This is a genomic window from Paenibacillus sp. FSL H8-0282 (genome assembly GCF_037963825.1).
GTDB lineage: Bacteria > Bacillota > Bacilli > Paenibacillales > Paenibacillaceae > Paenibacillus_AQ > Paenibacillus_AQ odorifer.
In genome coordinates this window covers 6,370,471-6,389,320 of the sequence record NZ_CP150146.1, presented here as the reverse complement: position 1 = coordinate 6,389,320, position 18,850 = coordinate 6,370,471, and the positions used below count along the sequence as shown (strand labels likewise).

Below are 18,850 nucleotides of genomic sequence, written 5' to 3'. Positions count from 1 at the left end.
AGCTCTAAGGTGGTGAAATCATGGCAAGAAGCATGCGTGATATTAAACGTCAAATTAAGAGTGTTCAAAACACAAGACAGATCACAAAAGCGATGGAAATGGTAGCCGCATCCAAGCTGAGAAAAGCTCAGGAGAAGGCAATTGCCGCCCGTCCTTATGCTGAGAAGCTAAAAGAGGTTGTATCGAGCATTGCTGCTGGCACCGAAGGTGTTCAACACCCTATGCTGGTTAGCCGCCCTGTGAAGAAGACTGGTTATCTAATCGTTACCTCTGATAGAGGGCTTGCAGGTGGTTACAACGCTAATATTTTGCGTAAGGTGACGATGCTCATCGCGGAGAAGCATAAGTCCAAAGATGAGTACGCATTATTTGTTATTGGTCGTAAGGGCCGTGACTTTCTACGTCGCCGTGAATATCCGATTGTACAGGAAGTCACTGAGCTATCGGATGCGCCGAAGTTTGCTGACATCAAATCTATCGCGAATTCGGCAGTACAGCAGTTTGTAGATGGTACGTATGATGAGTTGTATGTTTGTTACAATCAATTCGTCAATGCTATCACCCAGATCCCAACCGTTGAGCGACTGTTGCCTATGGATGGAGTAGGGAATCAAGAGCATCATGAAGCTTCTGCAAACTACGAATATGAACCTTCACCGGAAGGCGTGCTAGAAGTATTGCTTCCAAAGTACGCTGAAACTTTGATTTATAGCGCTATTCTGGATGGCAAGGCCAGTGAGCTGGGGGCGAAAATGACAGCTATGGGCAGTGCAACGAAGAACGCGTCGAAAATGATCGGAGAACTTACCCTTACGTACAACCGTGCCCGTCAGGCGGCAATTACGCAGGAAATTACCGAGATCGTGGCCGGAGCGAACGCGCAGTCTTAAAATACAAGAAAAGTTAAACTAAGTGCTTAACTTGTCTTGTGTTTTACGAGAAACAGTGTCGCTTGCTTAGGGTGCATAGCTCCTTAAGAACGGCACTGTAAGTTCTTCTTAAAATATAAGAAAGTATGGTTTTACACTATACAAAATGCTTATATTTCTACGAGAAACGGTTGTCATCTTTATATGACGACAACGTCGTTTCTTCTTGATGTAACAGCTTTCGAGGAGGGAAAAGAAGATGAACAAAGGACGCGTTGTAAGCATTATGGGTCCGGTTGTCGATATTGAATTTGAACGCGGCCAGTTGCCCGAGATTTTCAACGCTATCAAAATTGAAACCGTCTTGGACAATGGTCGTCAGCTTAACCTAACACTTGAGGTTTCCAATCACTTGGGAGACAATCTGGTACGTTGTATCGCGATGTCTTCTACTGATGGTCTGGTTCGTGGACTGGATGCAATCGATCAAGGAGGTCCAATTTCGGTTCCTGTAGGGGAAGCGACATTAGGCCGTGTATTTAACGTACTTGGCAATCCAATTGATAACGCTGGTGAAGTTCTTGCTGAGAAAAAGAACCCGATTCACCGTCTCGCACCAACATTTGACGAATTGTCAACACAAGCGGAAATCTTGGAAACAGGTATTAAAGTTATCGACTTGCTCGCACCTTATGCTAAGGGTGGTAAAGTCGGCCTCTTCGGCGGTGCCGGCGTAGGTAAAACAGTAACAATCCAAGAATTGATTAATAACATTGCCCAAGAGCACGGTGGTATTTCCGTATTCGCAGGTGTCGGTGAACGTACTCGTGAAGGTAATGACCTTTATCACGAAATGACGGATTCCGGCGTTATTAAGAAGACAGCAATGGTCTTCGGACAAATGAACGAGCCTCCAGGTGCACGTCTTCGTGTAGCTTTGACCGGTTTGACCATGGCGGAATATTTCCGTGATGTGGAAGGCCGCGATACGCTGCTCTTTATCGATAATATATTCCGCTTTACCCAAGCGGGTTCCGAAGTGTCCGCTCTTCTCGGCCGTATGCCATCTGCGGTTGGTTATCAGCCGACTCTGGCTACTGAAATGGGCCAGCTGCAAGAGCGTATCACATCGACTAAAAAAGGTTCAGTTACATCGATTCAAGCAATCTACGTACCGGCGGATGACTACACTGACCCTGCTCCGGCTACAGCGTTTGCTCACTTGGATGCAACAACTAACCTTGAGCGTAAAATTTCCGAGAAGGGGATTTTCCCAGCGGTTGACCCACTGGCTTCCAGCTCGCGTTTGCTCGCTCCAGAAATTGTTGGTGAAGAACATTACAACGTGGCACAAGGTGTTAAACAATTGCTGCAACGTTATACCGAGCTTCAAGACATCATTGCCATCTTGGGTATGGATGAATTGAGTGAGGATGATAAGGTTATCGTAGCTCGTGCTCGTAAAGTTGAACGCTTCCTGTCGCAGCCATTCCACGTGGCTGAACAGTTTACTGGCTTTAAGGGTAAATATGTACCAATCAAAGAAACTGTACGCAGCTTTAAGGAAATCCTGGATGGTAAGCATGATGATCTTCCAGAAGCAGCTTTCCTATTTGTAGGTACGATTGAAGAAGCAGTAGAAAAAGCGAAATCGATGTAACCTGAGCTTAGCTAATGCTTTCGATGCAAGCTTTACTTCGTAAAGCTTAGTGCATGCTTTCGAAGCGAGCTTTACAATGTAAAGCTTTAAGGAGGAATGGAAGTGAATACCTTTTTGTTGGAAATTGTCACGCCGGAGCATCTCGTTTACTCCAAGCAAGTGAATAGCTTGATTGTAAGAGGGGTCGAAGGCGAGTTGGGTATTTTGCCGGGACACATTCCGCTTGTGACTCCACTTCAGGTTGCTCCGTTATCCGTCAAATCGGACGGTGTTACGATCTCCATCGCTGTTCATGGCGGGTTCGTTGAAGTGCATAAGGACAAAGTAACCGTGCTGGCTGAAAGTGCCGAGCTGCCAACAGATATCGATGTTGAGCGCGCCGAAGCGGCTAGAGAACGGGCTCAACGCCGTCTCCAGACTCGGAGCAAACAAGATGATATCGATCACCGCCGTGCGGAATTGGCGCTGCAACGCGCTGTTACACGGATTAAAGTGTCCACTGGAAAAGGACAACAGTAGGATAAAAGCAGTCAAGCCTTAGGGTTTGACTGCTTTTTATTATAGTAATCTATTGAAAAAAGGTTAAAATTTCTTCATTATTTTGGATAATGGCGTTGAATTGTTTAAAAATTTGTAAAAGTACTGGATTCTTTTGCCCTTCACAAGTATGATATAAGAGTCGATTTCCGAGTAATACGAACACGGAGGGTTAGCATGGAGGATATATTGTCGGGTGGGTTGTCTAGCGCAGTTGGAACCAGCAGTATGGTCTCAATGATTGTATCTTTGCTCAGTGTTGTATTATCTTGGTGGGCATTGCAGAACCTTAAGCTCGATTTGGTCATAAGATATCCCAAGAGTCCTCAGGGAAGGCTGCTGCACTTGCTGTTGGCCATTGTACTTGGTCGTTTTGTAGCGGGGTTCTTCCTGGATTACCTGAGCTGGAGTGGGATGATCCGATATATGTTTTAAGGGGATGTAGTTTGGTTATAAGTGTCTTAGGTCGCAGTGGTCAAAAGGTGTCGAATAATAAGGTTTTATTATGTCAACACTGAACTTTAAGGAACATGCCCGAGTAAATGGGCGTATTGATGGAGTAGAGAACTTTTTTTGCAATTACTTTAATCTAAAAAAATAATTTAAGAAATAATGGACGCGGAGGGAAACCGAAAATGAGCAAATTTATCGTCCGCGGTGGCAACAGATTGACCGGGAGCGTGAAAGTTAGCGGCGCAAAAAATTCCGTATTACCGATCATAGCCGCCTCTCTATTGGCAGAAGAAGGAGTAAGCGTCATTGTAGACGCACCTCCGCTTGATGATGTGATGACGATATCAAAAATGCTGGAATCTCTGGGTGCAGGGGTTACATATCAGAACGATATTATCCAGGTGGATGCTACAAACATCACTTCCTGTGAAGCACCTTATGAATGGGTTCGAAAAATGCGGGCGTCTTTTTTAGTCATGGGCCCACTGTTATCTAGACTTGGTCAGACAAGAATTTCCCTGCCAGGCGGCTGTGCCATTGGTACACGACCGATTGATCAGCATTTGAAAGGGTTTGAAGCACTGGGTGCGGAGATTAGTCTCGGCCAGGGCTACATTGAAGCGAAAAGCAACGGACGCCTGCGCGGTGCCAAAGTGTATTTGGATGTAGCAAGCGTAGGTGCGACCGAAAATATAATGATGGCAGCTACACTAGCCGAAGGCGTGACCGTTATCGAGAATGCGGCTAAGGAGCCTGAGATTGTCGACCTGGCCAATTACTTGAATGGTATGGGCGCAATCGTACGCGGTGCGGGAACAGGCGTTATCCGTATTGAAGGGGTAGAACGTCTGCATGGGGTCAAACATCATGTAATCCCTGATCGTATCGAAGCAGGTACGTACATGGCGGCTGCAGCAATTACCGGTGGCGATGTATATGTGGAAGGTGCAATTGCAGATCACTTAGGTCCTGTTATTGCTAAGATGGAAGAAATGGGTGTAACCATTATTCCTGACGAGAACGGTATTCGTGTAATCAGTGACAAGCCTCTCAAAGCTGTTGATTTGAAGACTTTGCCGTATCCAGGTTTTCCTACGGATATGCAGTCGCAAATGATGGCATTATTGTTGCGTTCTGAAGGTACCAGTGTCGTTACAGAAACTGTATTTGAGAACCGGTTTATGCATGTGGATGAATTCCACAACATGAATGCTGAGATTAAGATCGAAGGTCGCTCGGCGATCGTTACAGGTAATGCACAATTGGTCGGAGCTAAGGTTTGTGCTACGGATCTGCGTGCGGGAGCTGCGCTTATTTTGGCAGGTCTGGTTGCTGAGGGCACTACTGAAGTAAGCGGAACTCATCATATTGACCGCGGGTATGTTCATTTGGCTGAGAAGCTGTCCGGACTGGGTGCGGAAATTTGGCGCATCTCCATGGAAGATACTTCAGCGCAAACCGTGAAGGATGAAGTTCTTAAACCGGAAGTATCCAAGAGTGAATCGACTAAAAACGAAGAGGTTAAACCACGCTTTCAGGTTCAACCAACTTGGGTATAATATCAATCATTAGGAGAGACCAGGCTGCTGTTTGCAGCTTGGTCTTTTTTTATGGAATCCTCATCTGATGGGGATTTTTTTTGTATGCAATTTAATAGCTTGTGGTCTAGTAATAGATTGAGGACAGGAACTCTCTTTCTCTCAAATTGTGTTCTAGCAGTTGCTGCAAATTCATATCTATAAGAATCACCAGTGATTCACGGAAGGGAGCCATAGAGATGAAAGATTTCCGCTACTTGCGAAAAAACAAGATAACGCGCTGGCACTCGCGTCCCCTTGCTCCCCGGCGCAGGCGACTCATCCCCGTCGCCTGGCTCGCAGCGCCTTTCCTGGCGGCGCTGCTGATTCCGGTGGCGGTTGTCCCGCTACACCGGGGACAACCGGCGCCTGTGGCCGTGCCGGCGGTCACGGCCCCTCCGGCGGCGCCGGAGACGGCTGCGCAGGAAGCGCCGCAGCCGAACGTCTCTGTCTATTTGTCGCACAGCGGACAAATAGAGACATTGCCGCTGGAGGACTACGTCCGCGGCGTGCTTGCGGCCGAGATGCCGGCCGACTTTGAGCTTGAAGCGCTCAAAGCGCAGGCCGTAGCGGCCCGCACCTTTATCATGCGCCGCCTGGTGGCTGGCGACAGAAGCGGCGTACCCGTTCCGGAGGCGGATGTAACCGATACGGTAAGCCATCAGGCTTACATATCTAAGGACACGCTGGAACGGCAATGGAAGCTCGGCGGAAGAAGCGCCGACCTTGCAAAGCTGCAGCGCGCGGTCCTTGAGACGCGCGGAGTGATCATGACTTATAAAGGGCAGCCGATAACGGCCTCCTTTTTCGCCTCCAGTGGAGGATATACTGAGAACTCAGAAGAGTATTGGAATGCAGCGATTCCCTATCTGCGCAGCGTGACGAGTCCTTGGGAGAAAGAGATTACCCCAAACTATGCAGTGACTAACACCTTTACTGTTGCTGAAATACTTACTAGATTGGGTCTGAACGATAAAGTCATTCCAGCCTCCAAAGAAACTACCAATTCAGGAACTACAACGAAGATTTCATCATCTTCGAGATTACCTATGGAAGTGTTGTCTCTTACCACTGGACATCGGATTAAAGAGGTCTCAATTGGAGGCTCTATATTTACTGGACGTGAAGTGAGAGAGAAGCTGGGCCTACGATCCAGCCAATTCAGTTGGAGTCGTAAGGGGAATAAGATCTTAATCACGACCTTCGGAAATGGGCATGGAGTAGGGATGAGCCAGTGGGGGGCAAATGGGATGGCTAAAGAGGGTGGAACTGCTACCCAAATTCTCAAACACTATTATAGTGGTATCTCATTTACACAAATCTCAACTCTTCTGAAAAAATAACTTGAAAGATACGTATAAAAGAGAAAACCCCGGTAACACTGGTTACTGAGGTGATAACCATATGAATGAACAAGACAAAAACAAAACAAACCAAGATGAATCTCTCAAAAAAACTCAGGGAGATTTACCTGGTGCAAAACCTTCTTCATGGAACAGACTGGTATCTAAACGTTGGGTATTCCCAGCAGTCTACACGGCGGCAGCGGCAATTATACTAACCTTGGTGTGGGTCTATCAGGATGCCGGCCAGAAGCCGCTCAACCAGGACACTGCCGCCACTTCGCAGCAAGTAGGAACTTCCGCTAACGAAGCTGGTACAACAACCGGAGGTCCAGATGCACTTGAAGTTGTTGCTTCAACGGAAAGTATGACTTGGCCAGTAGCTAATCCAGGTGAAGTAGAAGTAGTTAAGCCGTATTATGATGAGAATGGTACAGAGGACAATCACGTTGCCGCTATGGTGCAATATAACGACAAATTTATTCCTAATGTCGGAATCGATATTGCCCGTGAAGACAACAATACGTTCGATGTCAAAGCAGCGCTCAGCGGTGAAGTGACCAGAGTGGAAGATGTTGCGGTATTAGGTAAAGTGATTGAAATTACCCATCAAGGTAATTTGAAGACTGTATACCAAAGTCTTGGTGAAACAAAAGTTAAACAAGGCGATGTAGTGAAGCAAGGAGATACTCTTGCCACAGCTGGTCGCAGTGAGATCGAAAAGGACCTTGGAAATCATGTACACTTTGAAGTGTACGAAGATGGCAAAGTAGTCAATCCATCGGATTTACTGCCACAGCGATAAAAATTTCTATAGCAGGGGGCGAAAGCCCCCTATTTTTTTGTGTATATAAGGATTTTTAAGGTTGTGTTTGTGATGAGCCTTTTGTTTACGCGGGAAACGGTTGTTGACCTAAAGGGAGAACGACGGCTTTTCATCATGCTAATAACACGGGTTATTAGGTTGTCCATTAAATAAAATGAGCCCTCCATAGCTTGTCATGTCTTGAAAGCGCGAATATATAAGCCCGCCCCTCATATAATGTACCAAACTATCCACAGTTGGGAGGCGGGAGCGTGCACGATTACATCAAGGAACGTACGATCAAAATCGGACGCTGCATCGTGGAAACCAGGCATACGGTCCGGACCATAGCCAAGGAATTTGGCGTTTCAAAGAGCACGGTGCATAAAGATTTAACTGAGCGTCTGCCAGAGATCAACCCTGATCTGGCCGATCAGGTGAAGCACATTCTCGAATATCACAAGTCCATCCGACATCTTCGGGGGGGAGAAGCCACAAAAATCAAATATAAAAAATCGACGGGGAAAAAACGTGAGGTTGCTGTAGCATCAAAGCCATGAGATTTTCGGAAATTTAAGGAAATATTCAGCTTTAATACATTGTGTACTTCCCCTAAAGTATGGTATTTTTAAATTTAGTACTAACTGCTGTTTTTTCAATTAAAATAACACTTTGGGGGCTCTTTCATTATGTTTAGCAAGGATATCGGAATCGACCTCGGCACGGCCAATGTGCTCATACATGTTAAGGGAAGGGGAGTCGTTCTGGATGAACCTTCCGTGGTCACACTTGAAAGTGATACGAAGAGAGTCCTTGCGGTGGGAGAACAGGCACGTCGCATGGTTGGACGTACACCTGGAAATATTATAACAATCCGTCCTCTCCGGGATGGTGTCATTGCAGATTTTGAAATCACAGAAATGATGCTCAAGTATTTTATCGACCGCGTTGGCGGCCGGTCCTGGTACGCACGGCCCCGTATTCTGATTTGCGCCCCTACAAATATTACATCTGTGGAACAGAAGTCCATACGGGAAGCGGCAGAGCGGAGCGGGGCTAAGGAAGTTTTTATGGAGGAAGAGCCAAAAGCCGCTGCAATCGGAGCGGGAATGGATATTTATCAGCCTAGTGGGAACATGGTCGTCGATATCGGTGGCGGAACGACGGATGTAGCCGTACTTTCTATGGGCGACGTCGTTACCGCTTCTTCGATTAAAGTCGCAGGAGACAAGTTCGATGAGGCCATTTTAAGATATATTAAACAAAAGTATAAGCTGTTAATCGGTGAACGTACGGCAGAGGATATTAAGGTTACAATTGGCACCGTGCGTCCAGGCCTGATGCAGGCTGAAATGGATATTCGTGGTCGTGATATGGTAAGTGGACTCCCTCAGACGCTCACTATTACTTCAGGCGAGGTAAAAGAAGCACTATGGGATCCGGTTTCTTCTATTGTGGCAGCTGCTAAGTCCGTTCTGGAACGTACACCGCCTGAGCTATCAGCAGATATTATTGACCGGGGTGTTGTTCTAACTGGTGGTGGCGCTTTACTTAATGGATTGGACGAGCTCCTCTCAGAAGAATTACATGTTCCGGTGTGGATAGCGGAAGACCCGATGCATTGTGTAGTTAAGGGAACCGGAATAATGCTAGATAATTTGGACAAGGTCGTTAAGAAAAAGTTCTAAGCAACCGATATAAAAGGTAGCAAAAGATTCGGAAGGGGACTACCTTCATGATAAGAGGATTATATACAGCCGCTGCAGGTATGGTTACACAGCAGCGTAGACATGATACGGCAACACAGAACATCGCTAACTTGAATACAACGGGGTACAAGCAGGTTGACAGTGTCAATCATGCTTTTCCGGATGTACTGATCTCTGCTATGAGTAATGGCAATACAAAGCCAGTGGGGCGCCTTAACACTGGGGTTTTTGCAGAACAATCGATATCCCAATATTTACAGGGTGATTTAAGGGAGAGCGGCAAGACCATGGATTTTGCTTTATCTACGGATTTGCAAGTAGCTGATCCAGTGACAGGTCAAAATATCTCCTTTGATGGTTCAGGCAAATATGTAAGCCCTGAGGGTGAGGTTGTTTATCGTCCACAGGCCTTCTTTACTGTACAGGATGCTGAAGGGAATAATCTGTATACGCGAAATGGGAGCTTCTCAATAAACGCGGCTACAGGAGAGGTACTGAGCAGTGGTGGCTTCAAGGTTCTTGATTCCACAGGCAAGCCCCTTGTCTTGACAGGAAATCAGGACACCCTTAAAGTGGACGGGCAGGGTAATTTGCTTAATCCAGTAACAGGACTTCCGACAGGGACCAAGCTTGGTGTGAGTGTAGTAACAAAGCCACAGGAGCTTGTACGTGATGGTAATGGTGTATTTCACGCTGATGATGTAGAGGCGGCAGATATCCGTTTCTCTAACGGAACAGATAACATGCAAGTACGCCAAGGTTACCTGGAAAGCTCCAATGTAGATCCTACTCAGGTTACTGTGGATTTGAATGCCGCCTATCGGGCTTATGAAGCGAACCAGAAGATTGTTCAATATTATGATGGCAGCTTGCAGAAGGCTGTAAGTGAAGTTGGCAGGGTATAGGCAGTGCTTAGGAATGAGCTTTACAGGTAGAGCTTATAGGAGGTTTGATCTATGAACAACTCAACGATTAGTGCAGCAGTCTCCATGTCGAGCCTTCAGCAGCGGCTTGATATTATAGCGGATAATCTAGCCAACATGGATACCAATGGTTATAAGAGCAAGCAGGGCTCTTTTGAGGACGTGCTGACTCGTGTACAACAGCAATCAGATGATTATGACCAACCGGGCCGTTCTACACCCCTAGGCTTTAATATGGGTTTTGGGACTTATGTGCCTTCGATCTCAACGAATTGGGAAGAGGGACCCCTTAAAGAAACAGGGAGTCCGACCGACTTAGCCATTCAGGGCAACGGGCTTTTTGGTGTTCAGGTCAATGGTACTACGGCGTATACACGTCAGGGTGATTTTCACTTTATTCCTGACACGACTGATGCCAAAAAGATGGTATTGGTTGATAACACAGGAAACTCCGTTTTAAATACAGAGGGCAAACCTCTAACGGTTCCTGTAGGTGTGAATGCTGCTATCGATGAATCTGGTCGTGTGTTAACAAAAAAGACAGAGAATGGACCTGTTCAGGTAGCGGGTACTATAATGATAGTAGAACCTAAGACACAGAATGCCTTAAAGGCTGTCGACGGGAATTTCTATATGCTTGCAGATGGGGTTACAGCACAGCAGGCTTTTGTACAAAGAGCGGCAGGCGAGGCATCTGGAATTGGAGTGCGCTCAGGATGGCTGGAGCAGTCGAATGTCGATATGACCTCAGAAATGACAGAAATGATGCAGATTCAACGCACGTATCAACTCGTAGCTCGGGCACTTTCGTCCAGTGATCAGATGTTTGGTCTAGCCAATAACATGCGCGCGTAGAGGTGAAGGAATGGATCGACAGGAAAAAGTTAAATCGGAAGAGAAGAAAGAACCCTCTTCACGAGGGATCTCCAAATGGACCATGATACAATGGGTTCTTATTCCCTTGCTTCTCGTAGCTGCACTTGGAGGCGGTCTGGCCGTCGGTTACGTTGTCCTGGGTAAGAAAGAGTTAAGCGATGCTCTGCAGTGGAGCACGTGGAGACATGTATATGATTTGGTTTTTGCTCCATAAATGAAGATGATTTAACCACTCCCTTGTTATATAAGGGAGTTTTCTTTTTTATGCTGAAAAATGTATAATGGTGGGGGGCCTCGGGCAGCAAAAAGGGCCCTCTCCGCCATGCTGCCGCATCCGGTGGAGAAAGCCCCTTATCTCAACCTCCACTTCTGCAGTTGGTGAAGGATAAATATAGTTTTTACCGAACCTGCCTAATTTTATGCATTTCGGCAAAGAATAAAAGAAAATGTGCAACATCCGAAAGGAGTTTTGTCATAATGCTGGATATCAACCAAATTCAAGAAATCATCCCCCATCGGCCTCCATTTCTGCTGGTGGACAAAATTATCGAGATTGAAATGGGCAAAAAAGCTGTAGGAATCAAAAATGTAACGATCAATGAACCGTTCTTTGTAGGTCACTTTCCGGGCTATCCGGTAATGCCGGGTGTACTGATTACAGAAGCCCTTGCACAAGTGGGTGCGGTTGCTATCCTGGGAGTAGAAGCTAATCGCGGCCGAATCGGTTTTTTAGCTGGGCTGGACGGATTCCGTTTCCGTGGTCAAGTGGTACCGGGCGATACACTTACTCTTGAAGTAGAGATCACCCGCCTTAAGGGCAGCATCGGAAAAGGACAAGCTACTGCTTCCGTTGAAGGTAAGGTTGTAGCCTCTGGAGAAATTATGTTTGCTCTGAGCTAAATATTTTATTTTTCTATAAATATATCTAAAGGAGAGATTCATATGACTCAATTAAGTGCGAAAGCGGCAGACACATTATCCCGCTGGTTGCAGGACCCTTCTGTTGACGAGGCTACAAAGGCAGAGCTTCGCGCTCTGGAGAATGAGCCACAGGAGCTTGAAGAGCGTTTTTACAGAGACTTAGAGTTTGGTACAGGCGGCTTGCGTGGGGTTATTGGTGCGGGCAGCAATCGTATCAATCGTTATACTGTTGGCAGAGCTACACAAGGCTTCGCTAATTATATTCTAGAAAAGCATACTGGAGAAGGCAGACCTTCGGTTGTTATCGCGCATGACTCTCGTCGCTTCTCGCCTGAATTCACACTTGAGGCTGCTCTTGTACTGGCTGCTAATGGCATCGAGGCGCATTTGTTTACCTCCCTTCGTTCAACACCACAGCTGTCATTCAGCGTGCGTTATTTGAAAGCAACGGGTGGTATTGTAATCACCGCGAGCCATAACCCTCCTGAATACAATGGTTATAAGGTCTATAATTCGGAAGGCGGACAGCTTGTACCACACGAAGCCGAAAAGGTCATTTCTTACATACTAGAGGTTGACACTTTTGATGGTGTAAAGAGGATTTCGCAAGAAGAAGCTGAAGCACAAGGGCTGTTGCACTGGCTAGGAGAGAAGGATGACGAAGCGTTTACCGATACTGTTGCTGCGGTCAGTCTTGCAAGTGAAGAGATTGCCTCTACGCTTGGAAAAGACTTTAAAATCGTATACACTCCGCTGCATGGTACAGGTAATTTGCCAGTCCGCCGTGTACTTGAGAAAATCGGCTTCACCCAGGTACATGTTGTACCTGAGCAAGAGCAGCCGGATTCTGAATTCTCTACAGTGAAATCGCCGAACCCGGAGGAACGTGAAGCTTTTACGCTGGCTATGAAGCTGGGCGAAGAGTTGAATGCTGACCTTTTGATTGGTACAGATCCTGATGCAGACCGTATGGGTGCGGTAGTTCGCGACAATGAAGGTAAATTCGTTGTTCTGTCCGGCAATCAATCCGGAGCACTGATGATTCATTACTATTTGAGTCGTTTGCAGGAACAAGGAAAGCTGCCTAGCAATGGTGCGGTTGTAAAGACTATCGTTACTAGTGAAATGGGGGCTGCTGTAGCTTCTCATTATGGTGCAACTGTATTTAATACGCTAACTGGCTTCAAATATATTGGAGAAAAGATGACCCAGTTCGAACAATCCGGAGAATACACATATCTTTTCGGATATGAAGAAAGCTATGGTTATCTTGCAGGCAATTATGCTCGTGATAAAGATGCTGTTCTTGCTGCTATGCTTATCGCTGAAGCAGGTGCTTATTATAAAGCTCAAGGCAAAACATTATATGATGTTCTTCAGGAATTGTACGAGCAGTTCGGATACTTCTTGGAAAGCTTGGAGTCCCGTACGCTGAAAGGCAAAGATGGCGTTGCGCAAATTCAAGGTATCATGAATGATTGGCGTTCTAATGCACCACAAGAAATTGCTGGATCTGCCGTAACAGAAATTCAGGATTATTCCCTGGGCTTAAATGGACTGCCGAAGGAAAATGTACTGAAGTATTTGCTGGCTGACGGATCTTGGTTCTGCCTGCGCCCTTCCGGCACAGAACCTAAGATTAAGGTTTATTTTGCAGTAGTGGGTGACTCCCTGCAGAATGCTAAGGATAAGGTTGCTGCACTGTCGAAACAGGTTATGGCTCGCGTTGACGGGGGACAATAATAAATATAGAGTGCTTTCTATATTGTGAATTATATTTTACGTAGAAACGGGTACCGTCTCTAAAAGGATGACGATCCGTTTCTACTTTTGTTAAAAGAGTTTTTAAAGCGAAAGAGGAGGTACTTTTGGTGCGGCAAAAATGGCAACGTTGGAATATTACTTCCCGAAAGTGGCTGTGGATCATAGTTGTGGTTGGCGTTATAGCAGCCTTGCCTGTGGTCTATGATCGACTGCAGACGGAGAAGTCTTCCAAGACAGTAGAATTTGTATTTGATTATCGTGATCTGGTTGATGTAGCCAGCTATCGTGCAAATCCACAAGATTATATTTCCGAACAGTTAGATCGCCTTAAAGACGCTGGTGTACAGAGCATGGCGATTTACGAAAGCACATTGGAAGATTACCGTAAGGCGCGTCGTCTAATGATATGGGGTGCGGCTGATATAGCTAATCTTACGGACACGATCATTCCTGAAAATGAGAACTATACCTATATTCTTTTTACCAGTGCTGATTACAGCGATACTTTAGCGCCTGTAATTAAAGAAGCATTTAGTAATCTTGGGATTAATTCAAGAGACTGGAGTTTCCGCGGACAGCAGGGTCTTATCATTGAGACCCCGCTAGAAGACGCTACATTGAAGCCGCTCCAGCCCGATCCATTTACACTGGACATGCTACACAACAAGGGATTCAGTATTGTACCTCGTCTTGTGGATTCTCTGACTTATAATGAAGCCACGGTAAAGAAGCTGTTGGATCGTTATGAGGAATTGGGTGTTAAACGGATTCTATTTGAAGGTGAGTCTGTTAAAGGGTTTAATGATGATGCCGATACTGGCAGTATCACTGACTTTGCTAATCTCCTTAAGGAACGTGGAATGGGGATTGCAGCAATTGAGAATATTAAGAAACAGCAAAAGGGCTTTAACAGGCTCGCTTATTTGCTGGATTATAATGTGACACGTTTATATTCCCTTAGTGAGGGAGATTCTGCCCTAGATCCAAAAGTAATTTCGGACCGTTTCGCTCTGGCAACAAAGGATCGGAATATCCGCATGATCTACTTAAACACGATTCCTGCAAGAAATACTGCTAAGGCACAGGTTACAGATACATTAGATAACCTTATTACCAGCCTAAGCGAACCAGGCGGAGCAGTTGAACAGATTAAAGACAATGGATTTAAACTGGGACAAGCTACGGCATTTGAGGTTGTAGATTCCTCTTATCAACGTTACTTTAAGCTAGTTGCGGTGGTTGGAGCAGTGTCTTTAGTGGCGCTGCTGGTCTCTTACTTCATTCCACAGCTCACGCTTGCTGCCTGGGTGTTAGGTCTGATTGGAAGTGCAGGCCTGATGCTAGTGAAGCCTGAAATGTTTGAACAAGCGCTCGCGCTTGCCGCTGCGATAAGTGCACCAACGCTTGCCGTTGTGCTTGCCATTCGTAAGGTTAATGAAATGGGGCCACCTCTACGGAGCAATCCCCTTACCTATAAGGCTATGAGCCCGCAACGCCGGTTTACACATAGCTTAGTGCTTTATTTTAAGACTTCACTGATCTCTTTGAGCGCTGTGCCGTTTATGATAGCACTGCTTAATAATGTAACTTATAGCCTTGTTCTCAACCAGTTCCGTGGTGTCAGTCTGCTTCATATGGCGCCTATCGGTCTTGTGGCACTTTACGTGCTTTTGTATCGCGGGGATTTTGTCTTTAACAAGACAGGTAAGCTGCTGCGGACACCAATCACATTTGCGATGATTATTATTGCCTTTGTTTTGGCGGTTGTTGGCTATTATTACATGACCCGTACAGGTAACGGTGGCAGTGTGAGTCCGTTGGAAATGGTTTTACGTACATTCTTGGAAAATACGGTTGGCGTTCGACCGCGTAATAAAGAGTTTTTGCTAGCGCATCCGTTATTAATTCTTGGCGCATTCTTGGCCTTTAGATATCGGAATGCAGCGTTTATCATGATTATTGCTGTAATCGGTCAGCTCTCGATGGTAGATACCTTTGCTCATATTCACTCGCCAGTTCTGATCTCGCTCATTCGTGGCTTGCTCGGTCTTGGATTAGGACTGATCATTGGTGTGATTGCCGTAATCGTATGGCAAATTGCAGAAGGGTGTTGGAAACGATGGTCGCCACTCCTAAAAAGATAGTTATTTCCGGTTATTACGGTTTCCATAACAGCGGGGATGAGGCGGTACTGCAATCTATATTGATTGCACTGCAACAACATTCTCAAGCTGCAGGTATAGAGATCGAACCCATTGTCTTGTCCATCGATCCTGAGTGGACTAGCGCCACATATGGAGTGAAATCTGTGCACCGGATGAAGCTGGTTGAAGTCCGTCAAGCTATTTATGAGAGTTCTGGTCTGATTAGCGGTGGAGGCAGCTTGCTGCAAGATGTAACAGGAAGCAAGAGTATTCCTTACTATTTAGGTATTATTAAGCTTGCGCAGTGGATGGGTAAACCGACCTTTATTTATGCTCAAGGTATCGGACCTGTGCATCGTAAGCTTTTCCACCCATTAATCAAATCAGTGTTTCGCAAATGTACTTATATCTCTGTGCGGGATGAACAATCCCGCGAGCTTTTACTTTCTATGGGATTAGAACAGAAGAACATAGAGGTTGTTCCTGACCCGGTGATGGGCTTATCTTTACCTGAAGAGACTGATGCTGTTGAATTACCAGAGTCTTCAGATTCACTTCCGGTAGTAGGTATTTCGGTACGTTATTGGGAACAAGATCGCAAGGAGCTGGACGCTCTTGCTCAAGGCTTGATTAAGGCGAATCTTGAAAAACCATTGCATTTAAGATTCCTTCCGTTTCATCTTCCATCTGATATTGAAGCCTCACGTTATGTGATGGAGAAGCTGGAAGAAAATATAAGCCAGCATGGGGGGCAGGTCAGTATTTGTGAAGATGCCAGTCATCCGCAACACATGCTGCGGGAAGTAGGGCAATGTGAAGTGCTGATCGGAATGCGTCTTCATAGCCTGATTTATGCCGCAGGGCAGCGAGTTCCGCTGATTGGTATCTCTTATGATCCGAAAATTGATCATTTTCTAGACAGAGTTCGGTGTCAGCCTGTGGGCACGACCCAATCATTAGATGCTGGACAAGTTGCTGCTGAGATAGGCCATCTTTTGGAAACAGCAGAGGGATGGAGAAATGAGCGGGAGACGATCCTCTCCTCGTTGATTCAAGAAGCAGGGGCTCCAGCACGGCAAATCGTAGAATATTTTCACCATAAAGGATGATCTAAAGTGAAAGCAGAAAGCGCGGTACCTACAGTTCCTATTTTTGGGATTAGAGTCTCCAAGGTTGATATGGCAGCAACTGTTGCTTATTTGACAGAGGCGGTTCATACCCGTATCCCGCATCAAGTGATTACAGCTAATCCGATTATGGTTATGGCTGCTTTGGAAGATCCAGCTTATATGGAGATAATGAAGTCAGCTGAATTGGTTGTCCCAGATGGAACCGGTGTGGTATGGGCTGCTAATTATTGTAAGGAGCCTGTAACCGAACGGGTAGCTGGTTTTGACCTGTTACATGAATTGATGCAACAGGGTGAAAGATATGGTTGGAAGATATATCTCCTTGGTTCTACACCTGAGGTGATTCAGGAAACCGCTGAAAGGTTACAATTGCAATATCCGCGTGTTATTATTGCAGGATATCATGACGGTTATTTTGGTCCGGAATCGGACGATGAAATTATTGCTGGAATTGTTAAAACCAATCCTGACTTATTATTTGTGGCCAGAGGCGCGGATAGTCAGGAACCATGGATTGCAAAACACAAATCCAAGTTAGGTGTTCCGATCATGATGGGGGTCGGCGGCAGCTTTGATGTAATTTCTGGCAAGAGCAAGAGAGCACCAAAAGTTTTCCAAAAAATGAGAATTGAATGGTTGTACCGTTTATTAAAAGAGCCTACGCGGTACAAAAGAATGCTTGCGTTGCCGAAATTCGCATTAAAAGTGGTGCGTGAGAAAGATAAAGTAACAAAAGTCTAGTCAAATGCCGATATTCACCTAGAAAATCAGATGAATAGCCTAAAAAAGGGATTGGAATTTGTTTTTGTAACAGCGTATAATTCAATGCGGTAGAGAAATGGGGGTCGACTGATCAAATGTTAATCATATACATCGCTGGATTTATCGTATGCATGGGACTCGCACTTGGCCTCACACCTTTGGTGAAGAAATTCGCCATTAAGATTGGTGCGACAGATGTGCCGAATGCTCGTAAAGTGCACACGAAAATTATGCCCCGCCTTGGCGGATTAGCTATTTTTCTGGCGTTTGTGTTAGGCCTGCTTGCCGTATTGCCGATTATTCCATATGAGTTCACTCCGCGGGAGGCCAACTTCATCAAAGCGCTGCTGTGTGGCGGCGGACTGATTGTACTTATCGGAGGTTTGGATGACCGATTTGAATTATCAGCAAAGTTGAAGCTGCTGGGCCAAATTGTCGCAGCATGTATTGTAGTTTTCGGTTTTGGTATTACTGTAGATTTTGTGAATATTCCATTTAACAATACGTATTCTTCATTGGAAAGCTGGATTGCTATCCCGCTTACGATTTTCTGGATTGTTGGTGTCACCAATGCTGTTAACCTGATTGACGGGTTGGACGGGCTTGCTGCTGGTGTATCAGGGATTGCGATTGCTACGATTGCGGTAATGGCTTTCTTGATGGGTAACACGATGGTTGCCATGTTATGCCTGTTGCTTCTGGGTAGCATAATCGGATTCTTGTTCTTCAACTTCCATCCCGCCAAGATTTTTATGGGGGATACGGGATCGCTGTTCTTAGGCTTCTGCTTAGCTTTACTTGCTTTGCTAGGGTTTAAACAGATTGCCGTGGTTTCGTTTATTACACCTTTGCTTATTATTGGTGTACCGTTGTCGGACACGTTCTTTGCGATCGTGCGCCGTAAGCTGCAGAAGAAACCAATCTTTGCACCAGATAAAGGTCACTTGCATCATTGCCTTCGCGAGCTAGGCTTTAGTCATCGTCAGACTGTGCTCATTATTTATGGTATTGCTGCATTTTTCGGAGTTTTAGCTGTTATTCAATCCTCTGCCGCTCTTTACGAGGCGAACTGGGTTACCTTTGTAGTCATCTGCATCATGCTCTTCTTCTTGCAGATTGGTGCGGAAGTTACAGGTTTGATCGGTAAGACTAAACGTCCGCTGATTGATTTCTTTTTAAGAATTCGTATGAAGGCTAATCCGGAAAGAGGTTCCAAATCTTAATTTATTAATGGTATTATTCTAATATTTTCTATAACTAACAAAACTCATCCCTTTTCGGATGAGTTTTTTGTTGTTTTCCCTAAAAATATCGCTTCCTATGACCGATAAAGAACAAAGTGAAGGTTTACGAGAATTTATACTCAAAGGAGAGATA

18 protein-coding genes are annotated in these 18,850 nt (G+C 45.7%); all 18 read left to right on the top strand.

Features of this window, described 5'->3' with window-relative positions; translation table 11 throughout:
* Positions 1-20: 20 nt before the first annotated feature.
* The 18 genes from atpG (at position 21) to NST94_RS27705 (ending at position 18,696) form a co-directional block, all read left to right on the top strand.
* Entirely contained in the window at positions 21-890 is an 870-nt protein-coding gene (gene atpG, locus NST94_RS27790; protein WP_036681564.1) for an ATP synthase F1 subunit gamma, read from the top strand.
* Positions 891-1,128: 238 nt separating this feature from the next.
* Positions 1,129-2,529, top strand: coding sequence for a F0F1 ATP synthase subunit beta (gene atpD / locus NST94_RS27785; protein WP_036681562.1), 1,401 nt, complete (start codon positions 1,129-1,131; stop codon positions 2,527-2,529).
* A 102-nt stretch (positions 2,530-2,631) separates the two neighbouring features.
* On the top strand, positions 2,632-3,048 hold the full coding sequence (locus NST94_RS27780; RefSeq protein WP_036681559.1) for a F0F1 ATP synthase subunit epsilon: 417 nt from the start codon (positions 2,632-2,634) through the stop codon (positions 3,046-3,048).
* 195 nt (positions 3,049-3,243) lie between these two features.
* Positions 3,244-3,501, top strand: a complete 258-nt coding sequence (locus NST94_RS27775; protein WP_036681556.1) for a DUF1146 family protein — start codon at positions 3,244-3,246, stop codon at positions 3,499-3,501.
* Between the two features lie 200 nt (positions 3,502-3,701).
* A complete protein-coding gene (gene murA / locus NST94_RS27770) occupies positions 3,702-5,078 on the top strand; it encodes a UDP-N-acetylglucosamine 1-carboxyvinyltransferase (protein ID WP_076123926.1) in 1,377 nt (458 codons plus the stop codon).
* 218 nt (positions 5,079-5,296) lie between these two features.
* Complete coding sequence (gene spoIID, locus NST94_RS27765) at positions 5,297-6,439, top strand: stage II sporulation protein D (RefSeq protein WP_280753186.1); 1,143 nt, start codon at positions 5,297-5,299, stop codon at positions 6,437-6,439.
* A gap of 61 nt (positions 6,440-6,500) precedes the next feature.
* The gene (locus tag NST94_RS27760; RefSeq protein ID WP_076123922.1) at positions 6,501-7,244 is read left to right on the top strand and encodes a M23 family metallopeptidase; all 744 of its coding nucleotides are present in this window, start codon (positions 6,501-6,503) and stop codon (positions 7,242-7,244) included.
* Positions 7,245-7,516: 272 nt separating this feature from the next.
* Entirely contained in the window at positions 7,517-7,804 is a 288-nt protein-coding gene (gene spoIIID, locus NST94_RS27755) for a sporulation transcriptional regulator SpoIIID (protein WP_036681548.1), read from the top strand.
* Between the two features lie 129 nt (positions 7,805-7,933).
* Positions 7,934-8,932: a rod shape-determining protein gene (locus NST94_RS27750; RefSeq protein WP_036681546.1), complete on the top strand. Its 999-nt coding sequence runs from the start codon at positions 7,934-7,936 to the stop codon at positions 8,930-8,932.
* A 47-nt stretch (positions 8,933-8,979) separates the two neighbouring features.
* Positions 8,980-9,858 carry a flagellar hook-basal body protein gene (locus tag NST94_RS27745; RefSeq protein WP_038573634.1) on the top strand — a complete coding sequence of 293 codons (879 nt, stop codon included), beginning with the start codon at positions 8,980-8,982 and terminating at the stop codon, positions 9,856-9,858.
* 51 nt (positions 9,859-9,909) lie between these two features.
* Positions 9,910-10,731 carry a flagellar hook-basal body protein gene (locus NST94_RS27740; protein WP_076099680.1) on the top strand — a complete coding sequence of 274 codons (822 nt, stop codon included), beginning with the start codon at positions 9,910-9,912 and terminating at the stop codon, positions 10,729-10,731.
* 10 nt (positions 10,732-10,741) lie between these two features.
* Entirely contained in the window at positions 10,742-10,966 is a 225-nt protein-coding gene (locus NST94_RS27735; RefSeq protein ID WP_081393511.1) for a DNA-directed RNA polymerase subunit beta, read from the top strand.
* A gap of 263 nt (positions 10,967-11,229) precedes the next feature.
* Entirely contained in the window at positions 11,230-11,652 is a 423-nt protein-coding gene (fabZ, locus tag NST94_RS27730) for a 3-hydroxyacyl-ACP dehydratase FabZ (RefSeq protein WP_036681536.1), read from the top strand.
* A gap of 42 nt (positions 11,653-11,694) precedes the next feature.
* Complete coding sequence (locus NST94_RS27725) at positions 11,695-13,416, top strand: phospho-sugar mutase (RefSeq protein WP_076123920.1); 1,722 nt, start codon at positions 11,695-11,697, stop codon at positions 13,414-13,416.
* Between the two features lie 128 nt (positions 13,417-13,544).
* Positions 13,545-15,581: a DUF5693 family protein gene (locus NST94_RS27720; protein WP_076219972.1), complete on the top strand. Its 2,037-nt coding sequence runs from the start codon at positions 13,545-13,547 to the stop codon at positions 15,579-15,581.
* Positions 15,557-16,690: a polysaccharide pyruvyl transferase CsaB gene (gene csaB / locus NST94_RS27715; protein ID WP_280753238.1), complete on the top strand. Its 1,134-nt coding sequence runs from the start codon at positions 15,557-15,559 to the stop codon at positions 16,688-16,690. Before NST94_RS27720 ends, csaB begins: the two co-directional genes overlap by 25 nt.
* A gap of 6 nt (positions 16,691-16,696) precedes the next feature.
* Positions 16,697-17,452, top strand: a complete 756-nt coding sequence (locus NST94_RS27710; RefSeq protein WP_280753185.1) for a WecB/TagA/CpsF family glycosyltransferase — start codon at positions 16,697-16,699, stop codon at positions 17,450-17,452.
* Between the two features lie 116 nt (positions 17,453-17,568).
* The gene (locus NST94_RS27705) at positions 17,569-18,696 is read left to right on the top strand and encodes an MraY family glycosyltransferase (protein WP_036681523.1); all 1,128 of its coding nucleotides are present in this window, start codon (positions 17,569-17,571) and stop codon (positions 18,694-18,696) included.
* The last annotated feature ends 154 nt before the right edge of the window (positions 18,697-18,850 follow it).

Excerpts from the sequence above, each read along its gene's own strand:
- csaB (WP_280753238.1), top strand. The coding sequence starts at position 15,557 with ATGGTCGCCACTCCTAAAAAGATAGTTATTTCCGGTTATTACGGTTTC.
- spoIID (WP_280753186.1), top strand. The coding sequence starts at position 5,297 with ATGAAAGATTTCCGCTACTTGCGAAAAAACAAGATAACGCGCTGGCAC.
- NST94_RS27740 (WP_076099680.1), top strand. The coding sequence starts at position 9,910 with ATGAACAACTCAACGATTAGTGCAGCAGTCTCCATGTCGAGCCTTCAG.
- NST94_RS27705 (WP_036681523.1), top strand. The coding sequence starts at position 17,569 with ATGTTAATCATATACATCGCTGGATTTATCGTATGCATGGGACTCGCA.
- fabZ (WP_036681536.1), top strand. The coding sequence starts at position 11,230 with ATGCTGGATATCAACCAAATTCAAGAAATCATCCCCCATCGGCCTCCA.
- NST94_RS27760 (WP_076123922.1), top strand. The coding sequence starts at position 6,501 with ATGAATGAACAAGACAAAAACAAAACAAACCAAGATGAATCTCTCAAA.
- murA (WP_076123926.1), top strand. The coding sequence starts at position 3,702 with ATGAGCAAATTTATCGTCCGCGGTGGCAACAGATTGACCGGGAGCGTG.
- atpG (WP_036681564.1), top strand. The coding sequence starts at position 21 with ATGGCAAGAAGCATGCGTGATATTAAACGTCAAATTAAGAGTGTTCAA.
- NST94_RS27735 (WP_081393511.1), top strand. The coding sequence starts at position 10,742 with ATGGATCGACAGGAAAAAGTTAAATCGGAAGAGAAGAAAGAACCCTCT.
- atpD (WP_036681562.1), top strand. The coding sequence starts at position 1,129 with ATGAACAAAGGACGCGTTGTAAGCATTATGGGTCCGGTTGTCGATATT.
- NST94_RS27725 (WP_076123920.1), top strand. The coding sequence starts at position 11,695 with ATGACTCAATTAAGTGCGAAAGCGGCAGACACATTATCCCGCTGGTTG.
- NST94_RS27745 (WP_038573634.1), top strand. The coding sequence starts at position 8,980 with ATGATAAGAGGATTATATACAGCCGCTGCAGGTATGGTTACACAGCAG.
- NST94_RS27775 (WP_036681556.1), top strand. The coding sequence starts at position 3,244 with ATGGAGGATATATTGTCGGGTGGGTTGTCTAGCGCAGTTGGAACCAGC.
- NST94_RS27750 (WP_036681546.1), top strand. The coding sequence starts at position 7,934 with ATGTTTAGCAAGGATATCGGAATCGACCTCGGCACGGCCAATGTGCTC.